17 protein-coding genes are annotated in these 16,195 nt (G+C 42.9%); 9 read left to right on the plus strand and 8 right to left on the minus strand.

What is annotated here, in order from left to right; translation table 11 throughout:
• Window positions 1-66 precede the first annotated feature (66 nt).
• The 5 genes from CLOL250_RS06645 to CLOL250_RS06665 are packed head-to-tail and all read right to left on the minus strand — an operon-like array spanning window position 67 to window position 4,281.
• Window positions 67-1,149 carry an NTP transferase domain-containing protein gene (locus CLOL250_RS06645; protein WP_084770659.1) on the minus strand — a complete coding sequence of 361 codons (1,083 nt, stop codon included), beginning with the start codon at window positions 1,147-1,149 and terminating at the stop codon, window positions 67-69.
• Window positions 1,097-1,432 (minus strand): winged helix-turn-helix domain-containing protein, encoded by a 336-nt coding sequence (locus CLOL250_RS06650; protein ID WP_008401492.1) that lies wholly within the window; start codon window positions 1,430-1,432, stop codon window positions 1,097-1,099. Before CLOL250_RS06650 ends, CLOL250_RS06645 begins: the two co-directional genes overlap by 53 nt.
• A complete protein-coding gene (locus CLOL250_RS06655) occupies window positions 1,429-2,226 on the minus strand; it encodes an ABC transporter ATP-binding protein (RefSeq protein ID WP_008401493.1) in 798 nt (265 codons plus the stop codon). The genes CLOL250_RS06650 and CLOL250_RS06655 overlap by 4 nt, the downstream gene beginning before the upstream one ends.
• Window positions 2,223-3,200: a FecCD family ABC transporter permease gene (locus CLOL250_RS06660; protein WP_008401494.1), complete on the minus strand. Its 978-nt coding sequence runs from the start codon at window positions 3,198-3,200 to the stop codon at window positions 2,223-2,225. The genes CLOL250_RS06655 and CLOL250_RS06660 overlap by 4 nt, the downstream gene beginning before the upstream one ends.
• On the minus strand, window positions 3,184-4,281 hold the full coding sequence (locus tag CLOL250_RS06665; RefSeq protein ID WP_044945310.1) for an ABC transporter substrate-binding protein: 1,098 nt from the start codon (window positions 4,279-4,281) through the stop codon (window positions 3,184-3,186). The genes CLOL250_RS06660 and CLOL250_RS06665 overlap by 17 nt, the downstream gene beginning before the upstream one ends.
• A 130-nt stretch (window positions 4,282-4,411) precedes the next feature.
• Between CLOL250_RS06665 and CLOL250_RS06670 the strand changes: the two genes are divergently transcribed.
• Genes CLOL250_RS06670 through CLOL250_RS06685 form a run of 4 tightly spaced genes read left to right on the plus strand, consistent with a single transcriptional unit; the run spans window position 4,412 to window position 9,383 of the window.
• Complete coding sequence (locus tag CLOL250_RS06670) at window positions 4,412-5,212, plus strand: FAD binding domain-containing protein (protein ID WP_044945312.1); 801 nt, start codon at window positions 4,412-4,414, stop codon at window positions 5,210-5,212.
• Entirely contained in the window at window positions 5,203-5,688 is a 486-nt protein-coding gene (locus CLOL250_RS06675; RefSeq protein WP_008401497.1) for a (2Fe-2S)-binding protein, read from the plus strand. Before CLOL250_RS06670 ends, CLOL250_RS06675 begins: the two co-directional genes overlap by 10 nt.
• Window positions 5,669-7,969, plus strand: a complete 2,301-nt coding sequence (locus CLOL250_RS06680; RefSeq protein WP_008401498.1) for a xanthine dehydrogenase family protein molybdopterin-binding subunit — start codon at window positions 5,669-5,671, stop codon at window positions 7,967-7,969. Before CLOL250_RS06675 ends, CLOL250_RS06680 begins: the two co-directional genes overlap by 20 nt.
• A gap of 19 nt (window positions 7,970-7,988) precedes the next feature.
• The gene (locus CLOL250_RS06685) at window positions 7,989-9,383 is read left to right on the plus strand and encodes a uracil-xanthine permease family protein (RefSeq protein WP_021944738.1); all 1,395 of its coding nucleotides are present in this window, start codon (window positions 7,989-7,991) and stop codon (window positions 9,381-9,383) included.
• Between the two features lie 3 nt (window positions 9,384-9,386).
• Here the strand turns inward: CLOL250_RS06685 and CLOL250_RS06690 are convergent, their stop codons facing one another.
• Together CLOL250_RS06690 and CLOL250_RS06695 are read right to left on the minus strand one after the other, a co-directional pair.
• Window positions 9,387-9,923 carry a hypothetical protein gene (locus CLOL250_RS06690; RefSeq protein ID WP_044945418.1) on the minus strand — a complete coding sequence of 179 codons (537 nt, stop codon included), beginning with the start codon at window positions 9,921-9,923 and terminating at the stop codon, window positions 9,387-9,389.
• A 439-nt stretch (window positions 9,924-10,362) separates the two neighbouring features.
• Window positions 10,363-11,898 (minus strand): sodium/proline symporter, encoded by a 1,536-nt coding sequence (locus tag CLOL250_RS06695; protein ID WP_008401501.1) that lies wholly within the window; start codon window positions 11,896-11,898, stop codon window positions 10,363-10,365.
• Window positions 11,899-12,284: 386 nt separating this feature from the next.
• Between CLOL250_RS06695 and CLOL250_RS06700 the strand changes: the two genes are divergently transcribed.
• The 5 genes from CLOL250_RS06700 (at window position 12,285) to CLOL250_RS06720 (ending at window position 15,199) form a co-directional block, all read left to right on the plus strand.
• On the plus strand, window positions 12,285-13,529 hold the full coding sequence (locus tag CLOL250_RS06700; RefSeq protein WP_044945315.1) for an ammonium transporter: 1,245 nt from the start codon (window positions 12,285-12,287) through the stop codon (window positions 13,527-13,529).
• A gap of 25 nt (window positions 13,530-13,554) precedes the next feature.
• Window positions 13,555-13,902, plus strand: coding sequence for a P-II family nitrogen regulator (locus tag CLOL250_RS06705; protein ID WP_008401503.1), 348 nt, complete (start codon window positions 13,555-13,557; stop codon window positions 13,900-13,902).
• Window positions 13,903-14,025: 123 nt separating this feature from the next.
• On the plus strand, window positions 14,026-14,547 hold the full coding sequence (locus CLOL250_RS06710; RefSeq protein ID WP_008401504.1) for a hypothetical protein: 522 nt from the start codon (window positions 14,026-14,028) through the stop codon (window positions 14,545-14,547).
• A gap of 10 nt (window positions 14,548-14,557) precedes the next feature.
• Window positions 14,558-14,920 carry a hypothetical protein gene (locus tag CLOL250_RS06715; protein ID WP_008401505.1) on the plus strand — a complete coding sequence of 121 codons (363 nt, stop codon included), beginning with the start codon at window positions 14,558-14,560 and terminating at the stop codon, window positions 14,918-14,920.
• On the plus strand, window positions 14,921-15,199 hold the full coding sequence (locus CLOL250_RS06720) for a DUF308 domain-containing protein (RefSeq protein ID WP_008401506.1): 279 nt from the start codon (window positions 14,921-14,923) through the stop codon (window positions 15,197-15,199).
• Between the two features lie 430 nt (window positions 15,200-15,629).
• Here CLOL250_RS06720 and CLOL250_RS06725 read toward each other — a convergent pair whose 3' ends face one another.
• A complete protein-coding gene (locus tag CLOL250_RS06725; protein ID WP_008401508.1) occupies window positions 15,630-16,145 on the minus strand; it encodes a hypothetical protein in 516 nt (171 codons plus the stop codon).
• Window positions 16,146-16,195 lie beyond the last annotated feature (50 nt).

The following is a 16,195-nucleotide window of genomic DNA, read 5'->3' on the forward strand; positions in this document are numbered from 1 at the left end:
TCGTCCTCATTTCTTTTTTTATGACATGATGAATTATAGAACGATAAAATAAAATGTCAAGAATGATTAAAGGTTCCCATGGAGTAATTGGGATAAATCATCAGGTGTATCAATATCTCTTAGTTCGTTTATATCTGAAACAGAAATGGTACGGATACGATCAGGATGATTATTTATTATCAGACTGCCGCCTTTTCTTAAAGGAAGATTCTGAAGTTCCTCAAAAAATTCAGCCGGGAAGATAACAGGAGAACCGACTATATCTCCATAACAGGTTCGCCAGATTGAGTTTCTGTCATTTTCCGCACAAAGAAGCAGCGAGATCATGGATTCTTTTTGAAGCAAAGGCTGGTCGGCGGGGAGAAAGACGCAGCGATCGATATGATCACCAATGGTTTCCAGACCGAGGCGAATCATATCGTTTCGATGCGGAAAGTTATGAAGCAGTACCGGAATATTTTGTTTTATACATAGGCTCTGAATTTCCTTGTGAATGGTTACCACGACAGATGTTGTAAACAGATTCTTAATAATGTTAAGAGAGAAATCGATCAATGGTTGTCCATTGAAATCAGCAAGCAGCTTATTTCCACCAAAGCGGGTACCCTGACCGGATGCCATGATGATACAGCCTGCATTTCCATATGGTTGATCGAGATCCACAAGGAAAACATCCTTATGGTTACGCAGTTCCTCCAGGAATGGAAGCTTTTGTTTTCGCACGACCATGAGAAGCTGTTTGTGCTTCATTAAGGTTCGTATAGCTTGCTGGTATTTGCAGGAATTACTTTCCAGAAAACCGATTTCATCAATCGTGATCCATTCGGAAGTTGTATGCAGACAGGAATGTAAGAATGCGGTTCCTTTTTCATCAAAGCATTCGGGAATAGCAAGCATCTGATTTCTCTTATGGGTTGGATCCGAATGATAACGTCCAATCTGGATTATTTCTTTTGAACAGTTGTTTTTCAGGTAGACTCCTTTTTCCGGTACTACCCAGGAGGTAACACCGGGCATCGGGGAGGAAAAGAGAGATGCCAGAAGTGTTGTTTTTCCACTTCCGGATGCTCCTGTCAGAACCAGATGTTTTTTTCCGCTAGTCTGAAAAGATCTCCATATAGAGTTTGCTGTTGGCCTCGTTACAGGCATTCCGGTAGGTTTCATATTTTTTCAGCCATTCCTTTCCCTCTGGAGTCAGAGTACTTCCACCACCGGATCTGCCACCGGTGCTACGTTTTGTCAGAGAAAATCCTAGTTCTTTTTCTGCCTTATTGATCATACGGAGTGCCTTTGTATAGGCAAGTCCCATAGAGATTGATGCAGAACGGAGAGAGCCGGTTTCTTCGATCATATGAAGCAGTTGGCATGGCCCGGCCCCAAAAAATTTTTCGTTATTATCATTTACAAAATAAATTTTTGTTATTGCTTTCAAGATGTTTCAGCCTCCTTCATCATAACAAGCCTGCTATTTCCAAGACGATCGTTAAGCTTTGACAGACTGATTGTACCATATATTTTGGAAAGAAGCTGTTCCATCTCGGAAATTGATGTTTCGGATGGAATGATCGTACCGATCAATCTGCCGTCTGACAGGATCAGAAGTGAATCACAATAATTTAGCGCCAGAGCTGAATCATGTAGTGTGATCAGGGCAGAAGCATGATTTTGTTGGATATAATCCTGTAAAAGCTCCATTGCCTGATAACGTAGCCGAAAATCTAAGGCACTTTCCGGTTCATCCAAAAGAAGAAGTTTTCGTTTGCCTGCAAATGTACGTGCTAATATACATAACTGTTTCTGACCGGCACTCAGACTTTGAAAATTATCATACATCCGGTTGCCAAGACCAACATCGATAAGTGCCTGTATAGCTGTTTCCTTCATTTGCCGGGTTGGAGTCTGCAACAGTTTAAGTTCAGGGTTGAACCCCATCATAACTACATCAAAAAGCGTGAGATCTAAAGAGATACTGTTATTTTGTGGTATATATCCACAAAGCCTTGCCAGTTCCTTTGGGGAAATTGATTCTACGGTAATTGTATCAAGCTGACAGTTCCCCGTATGGGGAAGCAGATTTGCCAGGGACTTGATCAAGGTGGTTTTTCCGCAACCGTTTGCCCCAAGTATACCAATAATCTGACCGGAGTCGACGGAAAAACTGATATTTTTGATAATGTTTGTTCCATTATATCCGGCAGACAGATTGTTTACAGTCAGTAATTTCATATCCGATCACTTCTCCTTATACATAGATAGATTAAGAATGGGACTCCTAAAAGACTTGTAAAGATACTTACAGGCAGTTCTGTGGATGCTATACTACGAGCAAATATATCTCCCATGGTTAGCAGACATCCACCGATCAGTCCGCTTAACAGCATGGTGGATAGCCGGTTATTTTTTAGTAATAAACGTGCTCCGTGTGGTGCCAGAAGAGATACGAAGCTGATCAGTCCGGTCATACTGATCACACCGGAAACAGCCAGTGTCGCAATCAACAAAACAATCAGACGAATCTGCTGTACATTTACACCGAGCATTTTTCCCTCATTATCATCTAAAGAGAGAAGAATGATCTGTCGATATAATAAGAATAGAATGACTGAACAGAAAAGACACAGGATAATATTTCCTTTTATGGAGTAGATGCTGATTCCATTTAGGCTTCCCATGATCCAATATTCAATCGATGCCAGTTGTTTTTCCGGATCTGCGATTAATTTCAGACAAACCAGTGCCGTCTGTGCGAGACTGTGAACAGCAATTCCGGCAAGTACAATGCTGTGACCATTTCGGTCTGCGGTTAAGAAAGATAATACCAGTGCAAGGATAACAGAACAAACAGCCCCTGCAAAAGCAGAGACTGTGATCGCCATAGAACCGGATAAGAACAGAATTCCAAATGCTGCACCGGCACTGGCTCCCGAAGATACGCCAATGATATCAGGGGAGGCCAGAGGATTCCGAAAAACGGTCTGATAGACAAAACCTGCCATGCCAAGGACAAATCCTCCGATAGCACCGATAACAGCGCGGCTGGCACGGAGCGTAAGAAATACTCGCCATTGCATGGAGTCTCCGGCTATCAGACCGGTTAGGGTGATCCTGTATTTTCCGATAAACAGGGAAGCTGCTGTCAGAAGAATCAGACCTACGCTTCCGGCAATAAGATATAAATTTGCTTTATTTTTTGATTCCATAGAATGTTTCATAGAAAGAATTCATCTCTTTCGTATAAGTATCAGTTGAAACCTGATCAGGATGCAGGATTCCGGCAAGCCAGATGGAAGCCAGGATACTAGCAGGTACAGGACTGTCCAGTGCTTCGATATCCCCCGGAATAGCATAAACGTGGTTATTTTTTACTGCTGTGCAGTCTTTCAGGTTCGGATCGCTTAATACATCATCTACTGTATATTCTGCATCGGAAGCAAGAATAATATAATCAGGATCCCAGGAGAGAAGCTGTTCATAGCTAATCTCGGCCCAATAGGTATCAGAGATATCAGATGCTACATTTTTACCGCCTGCAAGTTCGATAATACCTGATTGGTACATAGCTGGACCGGCAGTTGACAGGAGAGAAGAATTACCTGCAAGGTAAATATTCGGAGTGTCGTCTGCGGTTGCAAGAGAAGTAGTAAGCATTTCTTTTTCCTGATTAATGAAGTCAAGCAGTTGGTCTGCTTTATCCTGGGTATTTGTAGCTGTGGCAATAAGACTGATCATTTCGGATAACTGATCCGGACTTTCTGGATTTACCAGTAGCACAGGAATACCAAGCTCTGTCAGACTCTTTGCGGCATCCTTTAGCTTTAACGGCAAAATCACAAGATCCGGTGAAAGAGAAGCACAGGTTTCCAGATCGAATTCCTTTGCTGTTCCGACGTTTGGAAGTTCCTGAAGCTCCGGGGCAGCCAGTTTGTAGATCGGTCTTTTGTCTGCCTTTGCCTCAATACCTACCACCTTGCCCGATAATCCAAGTGCGATCAGAAGACTGGAAGGAATGTAGTATCCGCTTACAATCTTAGCTGGCTCTTTTTCAATGGTAACGGTGCGGTCTGCCTGATCCGTAACTGTGACCGGATAAGAGGTTTCTTTTTCGTCAGCTTCTGTAGACACATCATCTGAAGAAGTTTCTGATGATAATTCTGAGGTCGCTTCTGATGAAGCGGTTGTCCCCGTGCCTGCAGGCTTTGATGAAGTATTACAGCCTGCCAGAGATAAAAGCAGGGAACAGATTAAAAATAAGGATAAGCATTTTTTTAATGTTTTTTTCATAATAACTCCTTTTCGTTATATTTTAAATAATACAACGGTATTGTAGCAAAGCATCTTTTCAAAAACAAGTATTTTTACTATAATATATCTTGATATAGTGCGGCTAATGCAACATTTAAAGGAGCTTTTTATGGTAACAATTCAGAATTATATACGTGTTAAAAGTCTGGAAGAGGCTTATCAGTTAAATCAAAAAAAAGGTAGCTGTATAATCGGTGGAATGTTATGGACAAAGATGCAGAACCGGACGATATTGACAGCAATTGATCTGTGTGATTTGAAACTGGATCAGATCGAGGAGACAGAGAATGAGATCATTATCGGTTCGATGGTATCTCTACGACAGCTTGAATTGCATAGAGGCTTAAATAATTATACACAAAATTCTGTCAGAGACGCTGTAAAAGATATTGTCGGTGTACAGTTTCGTAATTTGGCAACGATAGGTGGAAGTATCTGGGGACGTTTTGGTTTCTCTGATGTGCTGACGGTATTTCTTGCCATGGATACATATGTGGAATTATATCAGGGTGGGAGAATACCACTTAGAGAATTTGCGGGGCAGAAGCCGGATCAGGATATTCTGGTTCGCCTGATCATAAAGAAGACGTCCGGATGCTTCTCTTATGCATCTGTAAGAAATCAAAGTACTGATTTTCCGGTGATCGCATGTGCGGCTTCTGTTGTAGGTGGGGAATATCGTTTATCAGTGGGAGCAAGACCGGGACGAGCGATGCTTCTTCTGGATGAAGAAGGACTTCTGTCAGAGGGACTGACAGAAGACTCTATAGAGAACTTTGCTATGTGGGCAGAGAAACATATTCCGACAGGAAGTAATCATCGAGCCGGAGCAAAGTATCGTTCCAGATTGGTTCGTGTATTAAGTCAGCGATTATTAAATAAATTGAGAGAGGAGCAGAAATGGAGATAACAGTAATTGTAAATGGAAAAAAACTGGTGGATTCTATTGAACCGGATCTGCTTCTGATCGATTTTTTGAGAAAGCATGGCTGCTACAGTGTAAAGCGAGGCTGTGAAACTGCAAATTGCGGATTATGTACAGTCTTTTTGGACGGCATTCCTGTGCTTTCCTGCTCCGTGCCTGCGGCAAGGGCAGATGGTCATGAGGTACAGACATTAGAGGGACTTCAGGAGGAAGCTTCTGAATTTGTCGGATTTATTGCAGATCAGGGAGCTGATCAGTGCGGATTTTGCAATCCCGGATTTGTCATGAACACGATTGCATTATTGCGAGAGAATCCGGATCCTACAGATGATGAGATCCGTGCTTATCTGGCAGGAAATCTTTGCAGATGTTCCGGATATGAAGGCCAGTTGCGGGGAATTCGAAATTATCTGGAACATAAGAGATCAAAGGAGGGCATTCATGGAAGAAAAGAAGTATAATTCAGTCAATCATTCGGTTCGTAAAAAAGATGCAATGCAGCTCCTTTTGGGAAAACCGGTTTATGTTGATGATATTACATCATCAGATGCTTTGACGGTAAAGCTTTTAAGAAGCCCATATGCCAATGCTATTGTAGAAGATATCAACGTAGCAATAGCAAAAAAAGTTCCGGGGGTTGTAGATGTTTATACATGGAAGGATGTTCCAAAGCAGAGGTTTGCGATTGCAGGACAGACATATCCAGAACCATCTCCCTATGATCGGCTGATCATAGACCGGCATGTACGTTTTGTAGGGGATGTTGTTGCTATTATTGCGGCTACGGATGAGAAAGCTGCTTTAAAAGCAATGAAGCTGATAAAAGTGAAATATGATATCCTCGAACCGGTTCTTGATTTTCATCAGGCAAAGGATAGTGCTGTCCTTGTACACCCGGAGGAGGACTGGTTTCCACCTATGGAAGTTGGAGGAGATCCCGGACGGAATCTGGTTGCAAGTGAAAAAAACGGAGATGGTGATGTGGATGCTGTAATAGCGGATTGTGATGAGGTGTTCGAACACACATATCATATGCGGGCGTTTAACCAGGCAATGATGGAAACCTTCCGCACCTATACCTGTTTTGACCGATATGGAAGGCTTCATGTGATCTCATCTACACAGATTGTATTTCATGTGCGTCGTATCCTTTCCAGAGCACTGGGCATTCCAAAGAGCAGGATACGTGTTGAGAAACCAAGAATCGGTGGGGGTTTTGGAGCAAAACAGACAGCAGTCAGTGAAGTATATCCGGCGTTTGTCACACTGAAGACCGGACAACCCGCCAAACTTATATTCACAAGAGAAGAGAGTCAGATTGCCGGTTCTCCGCGGCATGAGATGGAAGTTCGTGTACGCCTGGGAGCAGACCGGGACGGACATATCCGCGGACTGGATCTGTATACACTTTCAAATACAGGAGCATATGGAGAACACGGACCTACAACAGTTGGTCTGAGCGGACATAAATCGATTCCCCTTTATACAGGTGGACTTGAAGCATATCGGTTTAATTATGATGTAGTATATACCAATACGATGGCAGCCGGTGCTTACAGGGGATATGGTGCGACACAGGGTATATTTGCACTGGAAAGTGCTGTAAATGAACTTGCAGAAAGACTTGGAATTGATCCGACTGTAATCCGTGAAAACAACATGATCCGTGAAGGAATGAAGATGCCGGCATATTATGGAGAGACAGCAAATGCCTGTGCACTTGATAAATGTATGGCAAAATGCAAAGAATTATTTCATTGGGACGAGAAATATCCTGTTCGTGAGACAGTAGATGGGAAGGTAAGAACAGCCGGAGTAGCTATGGCGATGCAAGGCTCCTGTATCTCCAATCTGGATGTCGGATCGGCAACGGTAAAGCTGGCCGATGACGGAACATTTAATCTGATCATCGGTGCGGCAGATATGGGAACCGGATGTGACACGATCCTAGCTCAGATGGTGGCAGAATGTATGGATTGTTCCGTGGATGATGTAGCTGTATTTGGGGCAGATACGGATGCATCACCATATGATTCCGGTTCGTACGCATCATCTACAACATATGTTACGGGTAAGGCCGTAGAACTTGCCTGTGAGAAACTGAAAAAAAAGCTTTGTGCGATAGCAGCCGGTATGCTTTCCTGCAGTCCGGAGGAAATGATCTTTGAAAATGGAAGGGCATGTCGGGTCAATACAGATCAAAGTGTGTCACTTGCCGAGATTAGTGTAAAAGACCAGATTGCAAATGATATCGCAGCAGTAGCAACGGTTTCCCATTCTTCACCTGTATCGCCTCCACCTTATATGGTCGGTATGGTTGAGATTGAGTTAGACCGATATACAGGAGAGGTAAAGATCCTGGATTATGTAGCTGTTGTTGACTGTGGAATTCCTATCAATCCGGCGTTGGCGCGTATTCAGGCAGAAGGCGGCATCGTACAGGGAATCGGGCATACACTGTTTGAGAATGTCACCTACAATGAAAGAGGATGTCCGATTGAATCCAGTTTCATGCAGTATAAGATTCCAACCCGCCTTGATATGGGACATCTTCAGGTAGAATTTGAACACAGTTATGAACCGACAGGCCCATTTGGAGCCAAGTCTATAGGAGAGATAGTGATCAATACACCTGCACCTGCAATTGCACATGCAATCTATCGTGCAACAGGCGTATGGCACAGAGAACTTCCGATCACTCCGGAAAAGATACTGATGTCCATGTTGGATGAAAAAGAATAAAGATGAGGAGAATTCACAAATGAAAAAAATATTTAAGCTGTCTGAGACAGCATTTCAGATGGATGGAAAGATGCCGCTTTCGCAGGCGATTCCGTTAGGATTACAGCATGTTTTGGCAATGTTTGTAGGAAACCTGACTCCACTTCTGATCATCACAGGAGCATGTGGCCTGGCAGGCGGTGAGTTCGCAGATCTACAGCTTTCTTTGCTTCAGAATGCGATGCTGATCGCAGGAATTGTGACATTGGTACAGTTGTTCGGAATTGGTCCGGTAGGGGGCCGGGTACCGATCATAATGGGAACATCTTCCGGATTTATAGGTGTCTTTAACAGTGTAGCAGCAACCATGGGTGGTGGTATACTGGCATATGGCGCGATCATGGGAGCATCTATTATAGGTGGTCTTTTTGAAACAGTGCTTGGCTTTTTCTTAAAGCCCCTTCGTAAGTTCTTTCCATCGGTCGTAACCGGTACCGTGGTAATGTCGATCGGATTAAGTCTGATTTCGGTAGGTATCAATTCTTTTGGTGGAGGAAATAAAGCAGAAGATTTTGGCTCCATTGAGAATCTGTTACTTGCGTTGTTTGTACTTATTGCGATCTTGTTTTTCAAACATGCGACAAAAGGCTTTTTGAGTTCTTCATCTATTTTATTTGGCATTATTTTCGGATACATTGCAGCAATGATCATGGGCTTTGTTTTGCCGAAAACCGGAGTGACGGCAGATGGTGTAGAATATACAAAGGCATGGGTGTTGAACTGGGATAAAGTTGCGGAAGCCTCCTGGTTTGCGGTTCCGAAGCTTTTGCCTGTAAAACCTGTTTTCGATCTGCGTGCGATTCTTCCGGTTCTTATTATGTTCATTGTAACTGCAGTTGAGACGGTTGGAGATATTTCAGGTGTTATGGAAGGCGGATTGGACAGAGAAGCAACAGATAAAGAACTTGCAGGCGGTGTTATGTGTGACGGACTGGGTTCTTCATTTGCAGCGATATTTGGTGTCCTGCCAAATACATCATTCAGTCAGAACGTTGGATTGGTAGCCATGACAAAGGTTGTAAACCGGTTCGCTCTTGCAACCGGAGCCATTTTCCTTGTCCTTTGCGGCTTATGTCCAAAGCTTGCTGCGTTGGTATCAATCATGCCACAGTCTGTATTAGGTGGCGCAGCAGTCATGATGTTTTCGTCAATTGTAATCAGTGGTATTCAGTTGATCACGAAGAATCCGTTGAATGCCAGAAATCTTTCCATTGTATCAGTAGCACTGGGCGTTGGATATGGAATGGGAGCTAATCCCGGAATTCTGGTACATACACCGGAGGTGGTACAGTTGGTGTTTGGCGGATCGGGAATTGTACCGGCAGCAATGGTAGCAATCCTTTTAAATATCATTTTGCCGAAAGAGGAAAAATAAATACTATTTATACAGTATATGAAACAACTGAAGATATTCCTGTTCGACATTCTCAAACGGACGAACCTCATAAGAAAGGTTGATGTGAAGCTCAGGCTCCGGTCTGTTCGATGGCTCATTTAGCAAAGTGAGAAGATCGAAATAGAGCATGTCGTCGTCGATGCATTTGATCCTGCGTTCTTCTTCCTCTGTCAGAGGAGAACCTAGATATTTTGTATAGATCACATTTAACAGATTCTGTTCCAGATCTTTATATGCAGGAAGATGCTTCTTAAAAGGTCTTGGAACATCTGACAGGTAGGCTTCACTTGCATCGTGAAGCAGACAGGCAAGCACCAGTCGGTCGGAATACCCACGGGCAGCCGCTTCCTTTGCACAGTTGATACAATGACTGCCGACGGAAAAGAAGGTCTTTACATGACCGTTTCCACGACAAATTAGTGATAATGCGTGTGCGATGTCCTCGATATGAAGATGTTCTGCCTCCGGCAGAGTCGGATCAAAATGATCCCCGGTATAAGTTGTAATATAATCAGTCATATAAAAATCATCCTGTCGAAAATAGTTATTTCCACTGATTATATAACAAAAGCAGATAAAATCAACTTTATTTTCTTTATCCAATTACGGCTCTGTTATAGTTCACATATTATTGCGCAAGACGCTCTCGCTCTACCCTCATGTAGCGGTTCTAAGCTCACTGCTTACAGCAGTTCACTAAGTACCGACATTCGGGCAGGCTTGCTTCATAATAGTGAACTATAACAGAGCCGTAATTTTGAAAATGTAAGTTATTTCAAAATATACATAAGAAAAAGGAAACCGCTATACTATTATGAAGCAAGCCTTTTTCAACGCCGGTACTTAGTGAGTCACCTTATAGGCGAGGAGCTTAGCACCGTTGCGTTGAAATAGAGTGCAAACGACTTGCGCAATAATATGTATAGCGGCTTCCTTTTTCGTAAGGGGGGAGATTTGCCTACGCCTTTTGGCTGGCTGCTTCAAACTCCCGGACGATTTCTTCATCAGGAGCCTTTGTAAGCAGGCTGACCACAATGATGAAGATCAGGGATACGATAAATGCAGGAAGCAGTTCGTAGATATCAAGAATTCCTCCAAGTGGACGAATCAGATACTTCCAGATAAATACGGTAGCACCACCGGATATGATACCGGCGATCGCACCTGCAAGATTACAACGTTTCCAGAATAAAGAACAAAGCACAACAGCACCAAATGCACCGCCGAAGCCTGCCCATGCGAAGGAAACGATCTTGAATACACTGGAGTTAGGATTTCTTGCAAGGAAGATACTTACGATCGCAATACCAACGATTGTTAAACGTGCGATCAGAAGATTTGTCTTCTCGGAAATCTTGATCTTTAAGAAATCATGTACTATATTCTGTGAAACACCGGATGCAGCAGCAAGCATCTGACTGTCTGCGGTAGACATCGTAGCGGCAAGGATACCGGCAAGGATGATACCTGCGATAAGAGCAGTTAATGCATTATGCTGGCTGATGATACCTGCGATACGAACGATAATAGTTTCACTGTTTGAACCGGTCAGAGTTTCAAGTGCGCCTGCTTTGGTCATACCAAGACCGACAATACCGATCAGAACACCTGCGGTCATAGCGATCACGACCCATACAGAGGCAATACGGCGGGAAAGTACCAGTTTTTTCTCATCCTCGATTGCCATGAAACGGACAAGGATATGAGGCATACCAAAGTAACCGAGTCCCCATGCTGCGGTTGAGAAAATTGTCAAAAAGTTATATTTGACTTCAGAACCGGAGACAACATCAAAGGTAGATGTCAGAGACAGATAACCCGGAAGGGCGGCTGCGTTGTCCATAACGGCTGTCCAACCACCTGCGCTTGTGATTCCATAGATCAGAACGATCGCAAGTGCACCGGTCATAACGATACTCTGAACAAGGTCTGTAACACATACGGCATTGAACCCACCGGTGATAGTGTAACCAACAATCAACAGGGCGGACAACATCATGGCAACCTGATAATTGATACCGAATAAGCTGTTGAACAGCTTACCACAGGCAGCAAAACCGGATGCTGTGTAAGGGATGAAGAAGATAATGATAACAAGAGCGGAAAGTGCTGTGATAACATTATTCTTATCATGGAATCGTTTTGCAAAGAAATCAGGCACAGTGATCGCACCGATATTATTTGAATAACGTCTGAGTTTTCTGGACACGAAGAACCAGTTCAACCATGTACCAACGGCAAGACCGATGGCAGTCCATGCGGCATCACAGATACCGGACAGATATGCAACGCCCGGAAGTCCCATCAGGAGCCAGCTTGACATATCACTTGCTTCAGCACTCATGGCTGTTACGAGAGGTCCCATCTTACGGCCGCCAAGATAGAAATCTTCTGTACTGTTGTTACGCTTGCTGTAAACAAAGCCGATCACAAGCATGATCGCCAGGTAGACAACGATTGCAAGCATGATGAAAAAGTTAGTTGTCATAAACATTTAAATATCCTCCAATTTTTTATTGCGTATGCATAACATGGACAAAATCGTTAAATTTCGTAATAGAATACATAACTAAAAAATCATAGCGTAATATGAGAAAAAAGTCAAACAAATACGATCTGCTTTAGAAAAACAGGTAAAATGATGTCCTGGCTAAAGAATGGTAAAGAGTTTGTAAAAAATACTTGAAAAAATAAATCAGGTCTGTTAATATGTCTTCAGACAAAGACGTCAGTTGAACGAGATACGTTCGATTGGCGTCTTTTCTGTTTTACAAAAAAAGTACCATGGAATTTTGTAAAAGAGTGAAGCGAAACCTGTCGGGGGATGCGCACCTGCCGGAGATTTCAAAAAGAATTTCAGAAAAAATGGAGGAAATAGTTATGAATACTGGTGATACTGGTTTTATGCTGATCTGTACAGCGTTGGTATTTTTTATGACACCGGGACTTGCTTTCTTTTATGGTGGAATGGTGCGAAGGAAAAATGTCGTTAATACGATGATGGCATGTACTTTTATTATGGGACTTTCAGTTGTAATGTGGATATTATTTGGTTACTCTCTTTCTTTTGGGGGAAATCACGGAGGAATCATTGGTGATCTCAGATGGTTTGCATTAAATAGCATATCCATGAATGAGGCCGGACCATATGCAGACAATATTCCGCATTTTGTATATATTGCATTTCAGATGATGTTTGCAATGATCACGCCGGCACTGATCACAGGATCATTAGTCGGACGTGTAAAGTTTAAGGCTTTATTCTTCTTTATCATGTTCTGGTCGATTCTGGTTTACTACCCGATGGCACATATGGTATGGGGACAGGGCGGTTTCCTTGCAGAGATCGGTTCCGTCGATTTTGCAGGCGGAAATGTCGTACATATCAGCTCCGGTGTAAGTGCATTGATATTTGCGATTATCCTTGGCAGACGAAAAGGTTATGAGAATACTGCTTATCGTGTTCATAACATTCCATTCGTTGCTCTTGGCGCATTTATCCTCTGGTTCGGATGGTTCGGCTTCAATGCAGGAAGTGCCCTCGGAGCAAATGGCCTTGCAGCTCATGCATTCTTAACCTCAGCGATCGCAAGTGCGAGTGCCATGATGTCATGGATGCTGATCGATGTGATAAAAGATGAAAAGCCAACCTTGGTTGGTGCTTCGACCGGTCTTGTTGTCGGGCTGGTTGCGATCACACCGGGAGCAGGCTTTGTTCCGGTCTGGTCTGCATTTATCATCGGTGCACTTGTAAGTCCGATCTGTTGTGGTATGATTACTTTATTGAAGAAGAAATTGAAAATAGATGATGCACTCGATGCTTTTGGATGTCATGGTATCGGTGGTGTCTGGGGTGGTATCGCGACCGGATTATTTGGTAAGAGTTCGATCAACAGCGTTGCCAGATGGGATGGACTGTTCTTCGGAGACTATCACCTTTTTGTTGCACAGTTGATCGGTATCGTTGTGACAATAGCAGTTGCAGTGGTCGGAACGTTTATCTGTCTTGGACTTGTAAGACTGATCACACCGCTTCGTGTATCAGATAAGGAAGAAAAGATCGGTCTGGATATCGCAGAACAGGGAGAAAGTGCATATCCGACATTTAACGGACTGGATTCATAGAAGTTGCGGAAAGGAGTATGATAATATGATGATCAAGATAGAAGCAATCGTGCGAGAAGAAGTATTTGAAGATGTAAAGGAAGCACTGAATGCGATCGATGTAAATGGTATTACGGTATCTCAGGTAATGGGATGCGGTGCACAGCGAGGATATAAGAAGCTGGTACGTGGTACAGAGGTTGATGTCGTTATGCAGCCGAAGATTAAATTTGAGATCGTAGTTTCTTCGGAAGAATGGGAGAAGAAGACGATCGATGCGATCCAGAAGGCAGCATACACCGGAGAAGTCGGAGACGGCAAGATCTTCAGTTATGAGATCCGCACCGCCATGAAGATCCGTACGAAGGAAAGCGGCTATGATGCGCTGAATTAGATAAACAGGAGGAGCCTGTAAGACGGGTTCCTCTTATTTTTCTGTCTTAAATTCCATTTACAAGCCATGAAAAACAGTTTATAGTTATAGGAGTTATAAATTGTTCAGGACGGTGTATAAAATATGAAATTTAAGAGTACAAATGAGATAGAAACCATTCAGTTACGGGATGCACAGATCAAAGAAATGAAGCTTGTCGGAGCTGGAGAAGTGGAAACAGATGGCGAAGCAGCTTCCCTTAAAGGGCTTCGGGCAAGATGGCTGGAACTCTATGTAGAAGGTGCAGTTGTAAAGGATAACAATTCTCAGAACGAATACTATACAGACAAATATGCCGATCAGATGGAGATCCGGTTTAAGAATCCGGTCATCGAAGCGGTGTTGTTAGAAGGTCATAAGTATTATGATGCAAATGATAATCTGGTAGAAGAAGTTCCGGATCAGAAACTTGCGGAAGATGAGTATGAAAAGATATTTGGAAAGTTCAAAGAGAACTATATCTTCTATGGTGGTAAGCCGGAAGCAGATAAGAAGTGTTATCAGATGATCGTTGATGTTGACGAAGATTCTTATATAGTAAGCTTTTATTATGATAAGGTAATTGCCGGATGGAATCATTTCCTGAATAAGGCAAACATGGGTTAGGTGATCGAATATGGCAAAACGAATCAAAGAATATCTGGTATATGTAGATAAACTGCTTGCAAGGGATGATGTTGATTTTGATGAGGAGATGCGGAGACATCTGGTGCAGATCAAATTTTTCATGCATGAGCGTTTGATCCATCTTCTTGTAACAATCTTATTTGCGATCCTTACGGTAGGCTGCTGTGTGACCTTTGTGGTGACGGAAAAAATACAGATCTTACTGTTAGCGGCAGCACTGTTTGTCTTACTGATCCCATATATCCGGCATTATTATTTACTCGAAAACAGCGTGCAGAGAATGTACGATCAGTATGACAAAATGATGGAAAAAGCAGGAAAAGATGCATTTTATACAGGAAAGGAAAGTTAAATGTTTAATCTGGTAATGGGAATCATCATGATCGGAATCGGAACGATCTGTCTGGTAAAGGGGTGTATAGGTACCTTAAGCCCTGTGATGATCTTCTTTGGATGCTGTATGATCGTATTCGGTATCGTGGAGATCATCCGGTCAAAAGCTATCCGCAAACGCGAACAGCAGAGAAAAGACCATGAGATGGATGTCTACCTCAAAATGGCAGAGGAGATGGGCGTAGTCGTAAATCCCATCACCCATGAAATTGTCAAAAAAGAGGACGATAAATCTTAAAACGGACGAACTGGTCGATGGTTATACCTATTATTACGCAAGACGTTTGCACTCTATCCTCATGTAGCGGTACTAGATTCGCTGTTTATACAGCTCATCAAGGACCGACATTCGGATAGGCTTGCTACATAATAGTATAACCATCGACCGGTTCGTTCGTCTTACTTTTTATCGTCCTGATAAAGCAAGTCCACCATTGTATTCTCGAAAAAAATATAAATAAAAACAACAGATATTTAAAAAATAGGATTGTTGAATTTTGATACCGTAAAAAAAATGGAAGACAGGGTTACTGTTATGAAGCAAGCCTGCCTGAGCGCTGGTACTTAGGCTGCGTACTTTGCAGCCTTACGTACCACTGCGTTGAAGGTAGAGCGAAAGCGTCTTGCATAATAATAGGTAACCCTGTCTTCCGTTTTTTAAAGGTGGTCTACTTCAAGGTTGAGAAGTCAAATTCGGACACGCCGGAGCCGGAGACTGCCTTGTAGACCTTGCCGGAGGTAGAATCTACATAGAAGTCACCAACCTTAGAGTTGTCAGATTTTCTGGTGTCATGAAGCTCAAAGTGGTAGCCCATGCTGCCGGAGTTATAATCAGTAAGATCCTTGTCGTTATTACGGACTTCATAGTTTTTAGAGTCACCGGGAATCTGATCCATAAAATACTTATAAGCATGGTCATAAGTATCATAGCTTCCGGTCAGAGCATCGGATACATCCTTTGCTGCATCATCTACAATATCTCCGGCATCATCGATCATGTTACCGAGATCCTTACCTACAGAACCTGTACCGTTTGAATTATTTCCATTTTCTGTGGAACTGCTGTCCTCTGTACTGCTCCCGGTTGTTGTACCGGTTGTTTCAGGGTTATTTTTCTCGCCGCATGCAGTCAGGGTAAATGCCATGACAACCAGACATGCGCATAAAAGAAATGATTTTTTCATTTTTTATTCTCCTTTTCCATTTGATAAAAATAGTATCTGACATTTCCTGT

Source organism: Clostridium sp. L2-50 (genome assembly GCF_000154245.1).
Classification (GTDB): Bacteria; Bacillota; Clostridia; order Lachnospirales; family Lachnospiraceae; genus Coprococcus.

Bases quoted from the DNA above. Each gene is read 5' to 3' on its own strand.
- CLOL250_RS06655 (WP_008401493.1), bottom strand. From the start codon at position 2,226: ATGAAATTACTGACTGTAAACAATCTGTCTGCCGGATATAATGGAACA.
- CLOL250_RS06680 (WP_008401498.1), top strand. From the start codon at position 5,669: ATGGAAGAAAAGAAGTATAATTCAGTCAATCATTCGGTTCGTAAAAAA.
- CLOL250_RS06710 (WP_008401504.1), top strand. From the start codon at position 14,026: ATGAAATTTAAGAGTACAAATGAGATAGAAACCATTCAGTTACGGGAT.
- CLOL250_RS06700 (WP_044945315.1), top strand. From the start codon at position 12,285: ATGAATACTGGTGATACTGGTTTTATGCTGATCTGTACAGCGTTGGTA.
- CLOL250_RS06715 (WP_008401505.1), top strand. From the start codon at position 14,558: ATGGCAAAACGAATCAAAGAATATCTGGTATATGTAGATAAACTGCTT.
- CLOL250_RS06720 (WP_008401506.1), top strand. From the start codon at position 14,921: ATGTTTAATCTGGTAATGGGAATCATCATGATCGGAATCGGAACGATC.
- CLOL250_RS06725 (WP_008401508.1), bottom strand. From the start codon at position 16,145: ATGAAAAAATCATTTCTTTTATGCGCATGTCTGGTTGTCATGGCATTT.
- CLOL250_RS06670 (WP_044945312.1), top strand. From the start codon at position 4,412: ATGGTAACAATTCAGAATTATATACGTGTTAAAAGTCTGGAAGAGGCT.
- CLOL250_RS06665 (WP_044945310.1), bottom strand. From the start codon at position 4,281: ATGAAAAAAACATTAAAAAAATGCTTATCCTTATTTTTAATCTGTTCC.
- CLOL250_RS06685 (WP_021944738.1), top strand. From the start codon at position 7,989: ATGAAAAAAATATTTAAGCTGTCTGAGACAGCATTTCAGATGGATGGA.
- CLOL250_RS06705 (WP_008401503.1), top strand. From the start codon at position 13,555: ATGATGATCAAGATAGAAGCAATCGTGCGAGAAGAAGTATTTGAAGAT.
- CLOL250_RS06645 (WP_084770659.1), bottom strand. From the start codon at position 1,149: ATGCCTGTAACGAGGCCAACAGCAAACTCTATATGGAGATCTTTTCAG.
- CLOL250_RS06690 (WP_044945418.1), bottom strand. From the start codon at position 9,923: ATGACTGATTATATTACAACTTATACCGGGGATCATTTTGATCCGACT.
- CLOL250_RS06695 (WP_008401501.1), bottom strand. From the start codon at position 11,898: ATGTTTATGACAACTAACTTTTTCATCATGCTTGCAATCGTTGTCTAC.
- CLOL250_RS06675 (WP_008401497.1), top strand. From the start codon at position 5,203: ATGGAGATAACAGTAATTGTAAATGGAAAAAAACTGGTGGATTCTATT.
- CLOL250_RS06660 (WP_008401494.1), bottom strand. From the start codon at position 3,200: ATGGAATCAAAAAATAAAGCAAATTTATATCTTATTGCCGGAAGCGTA.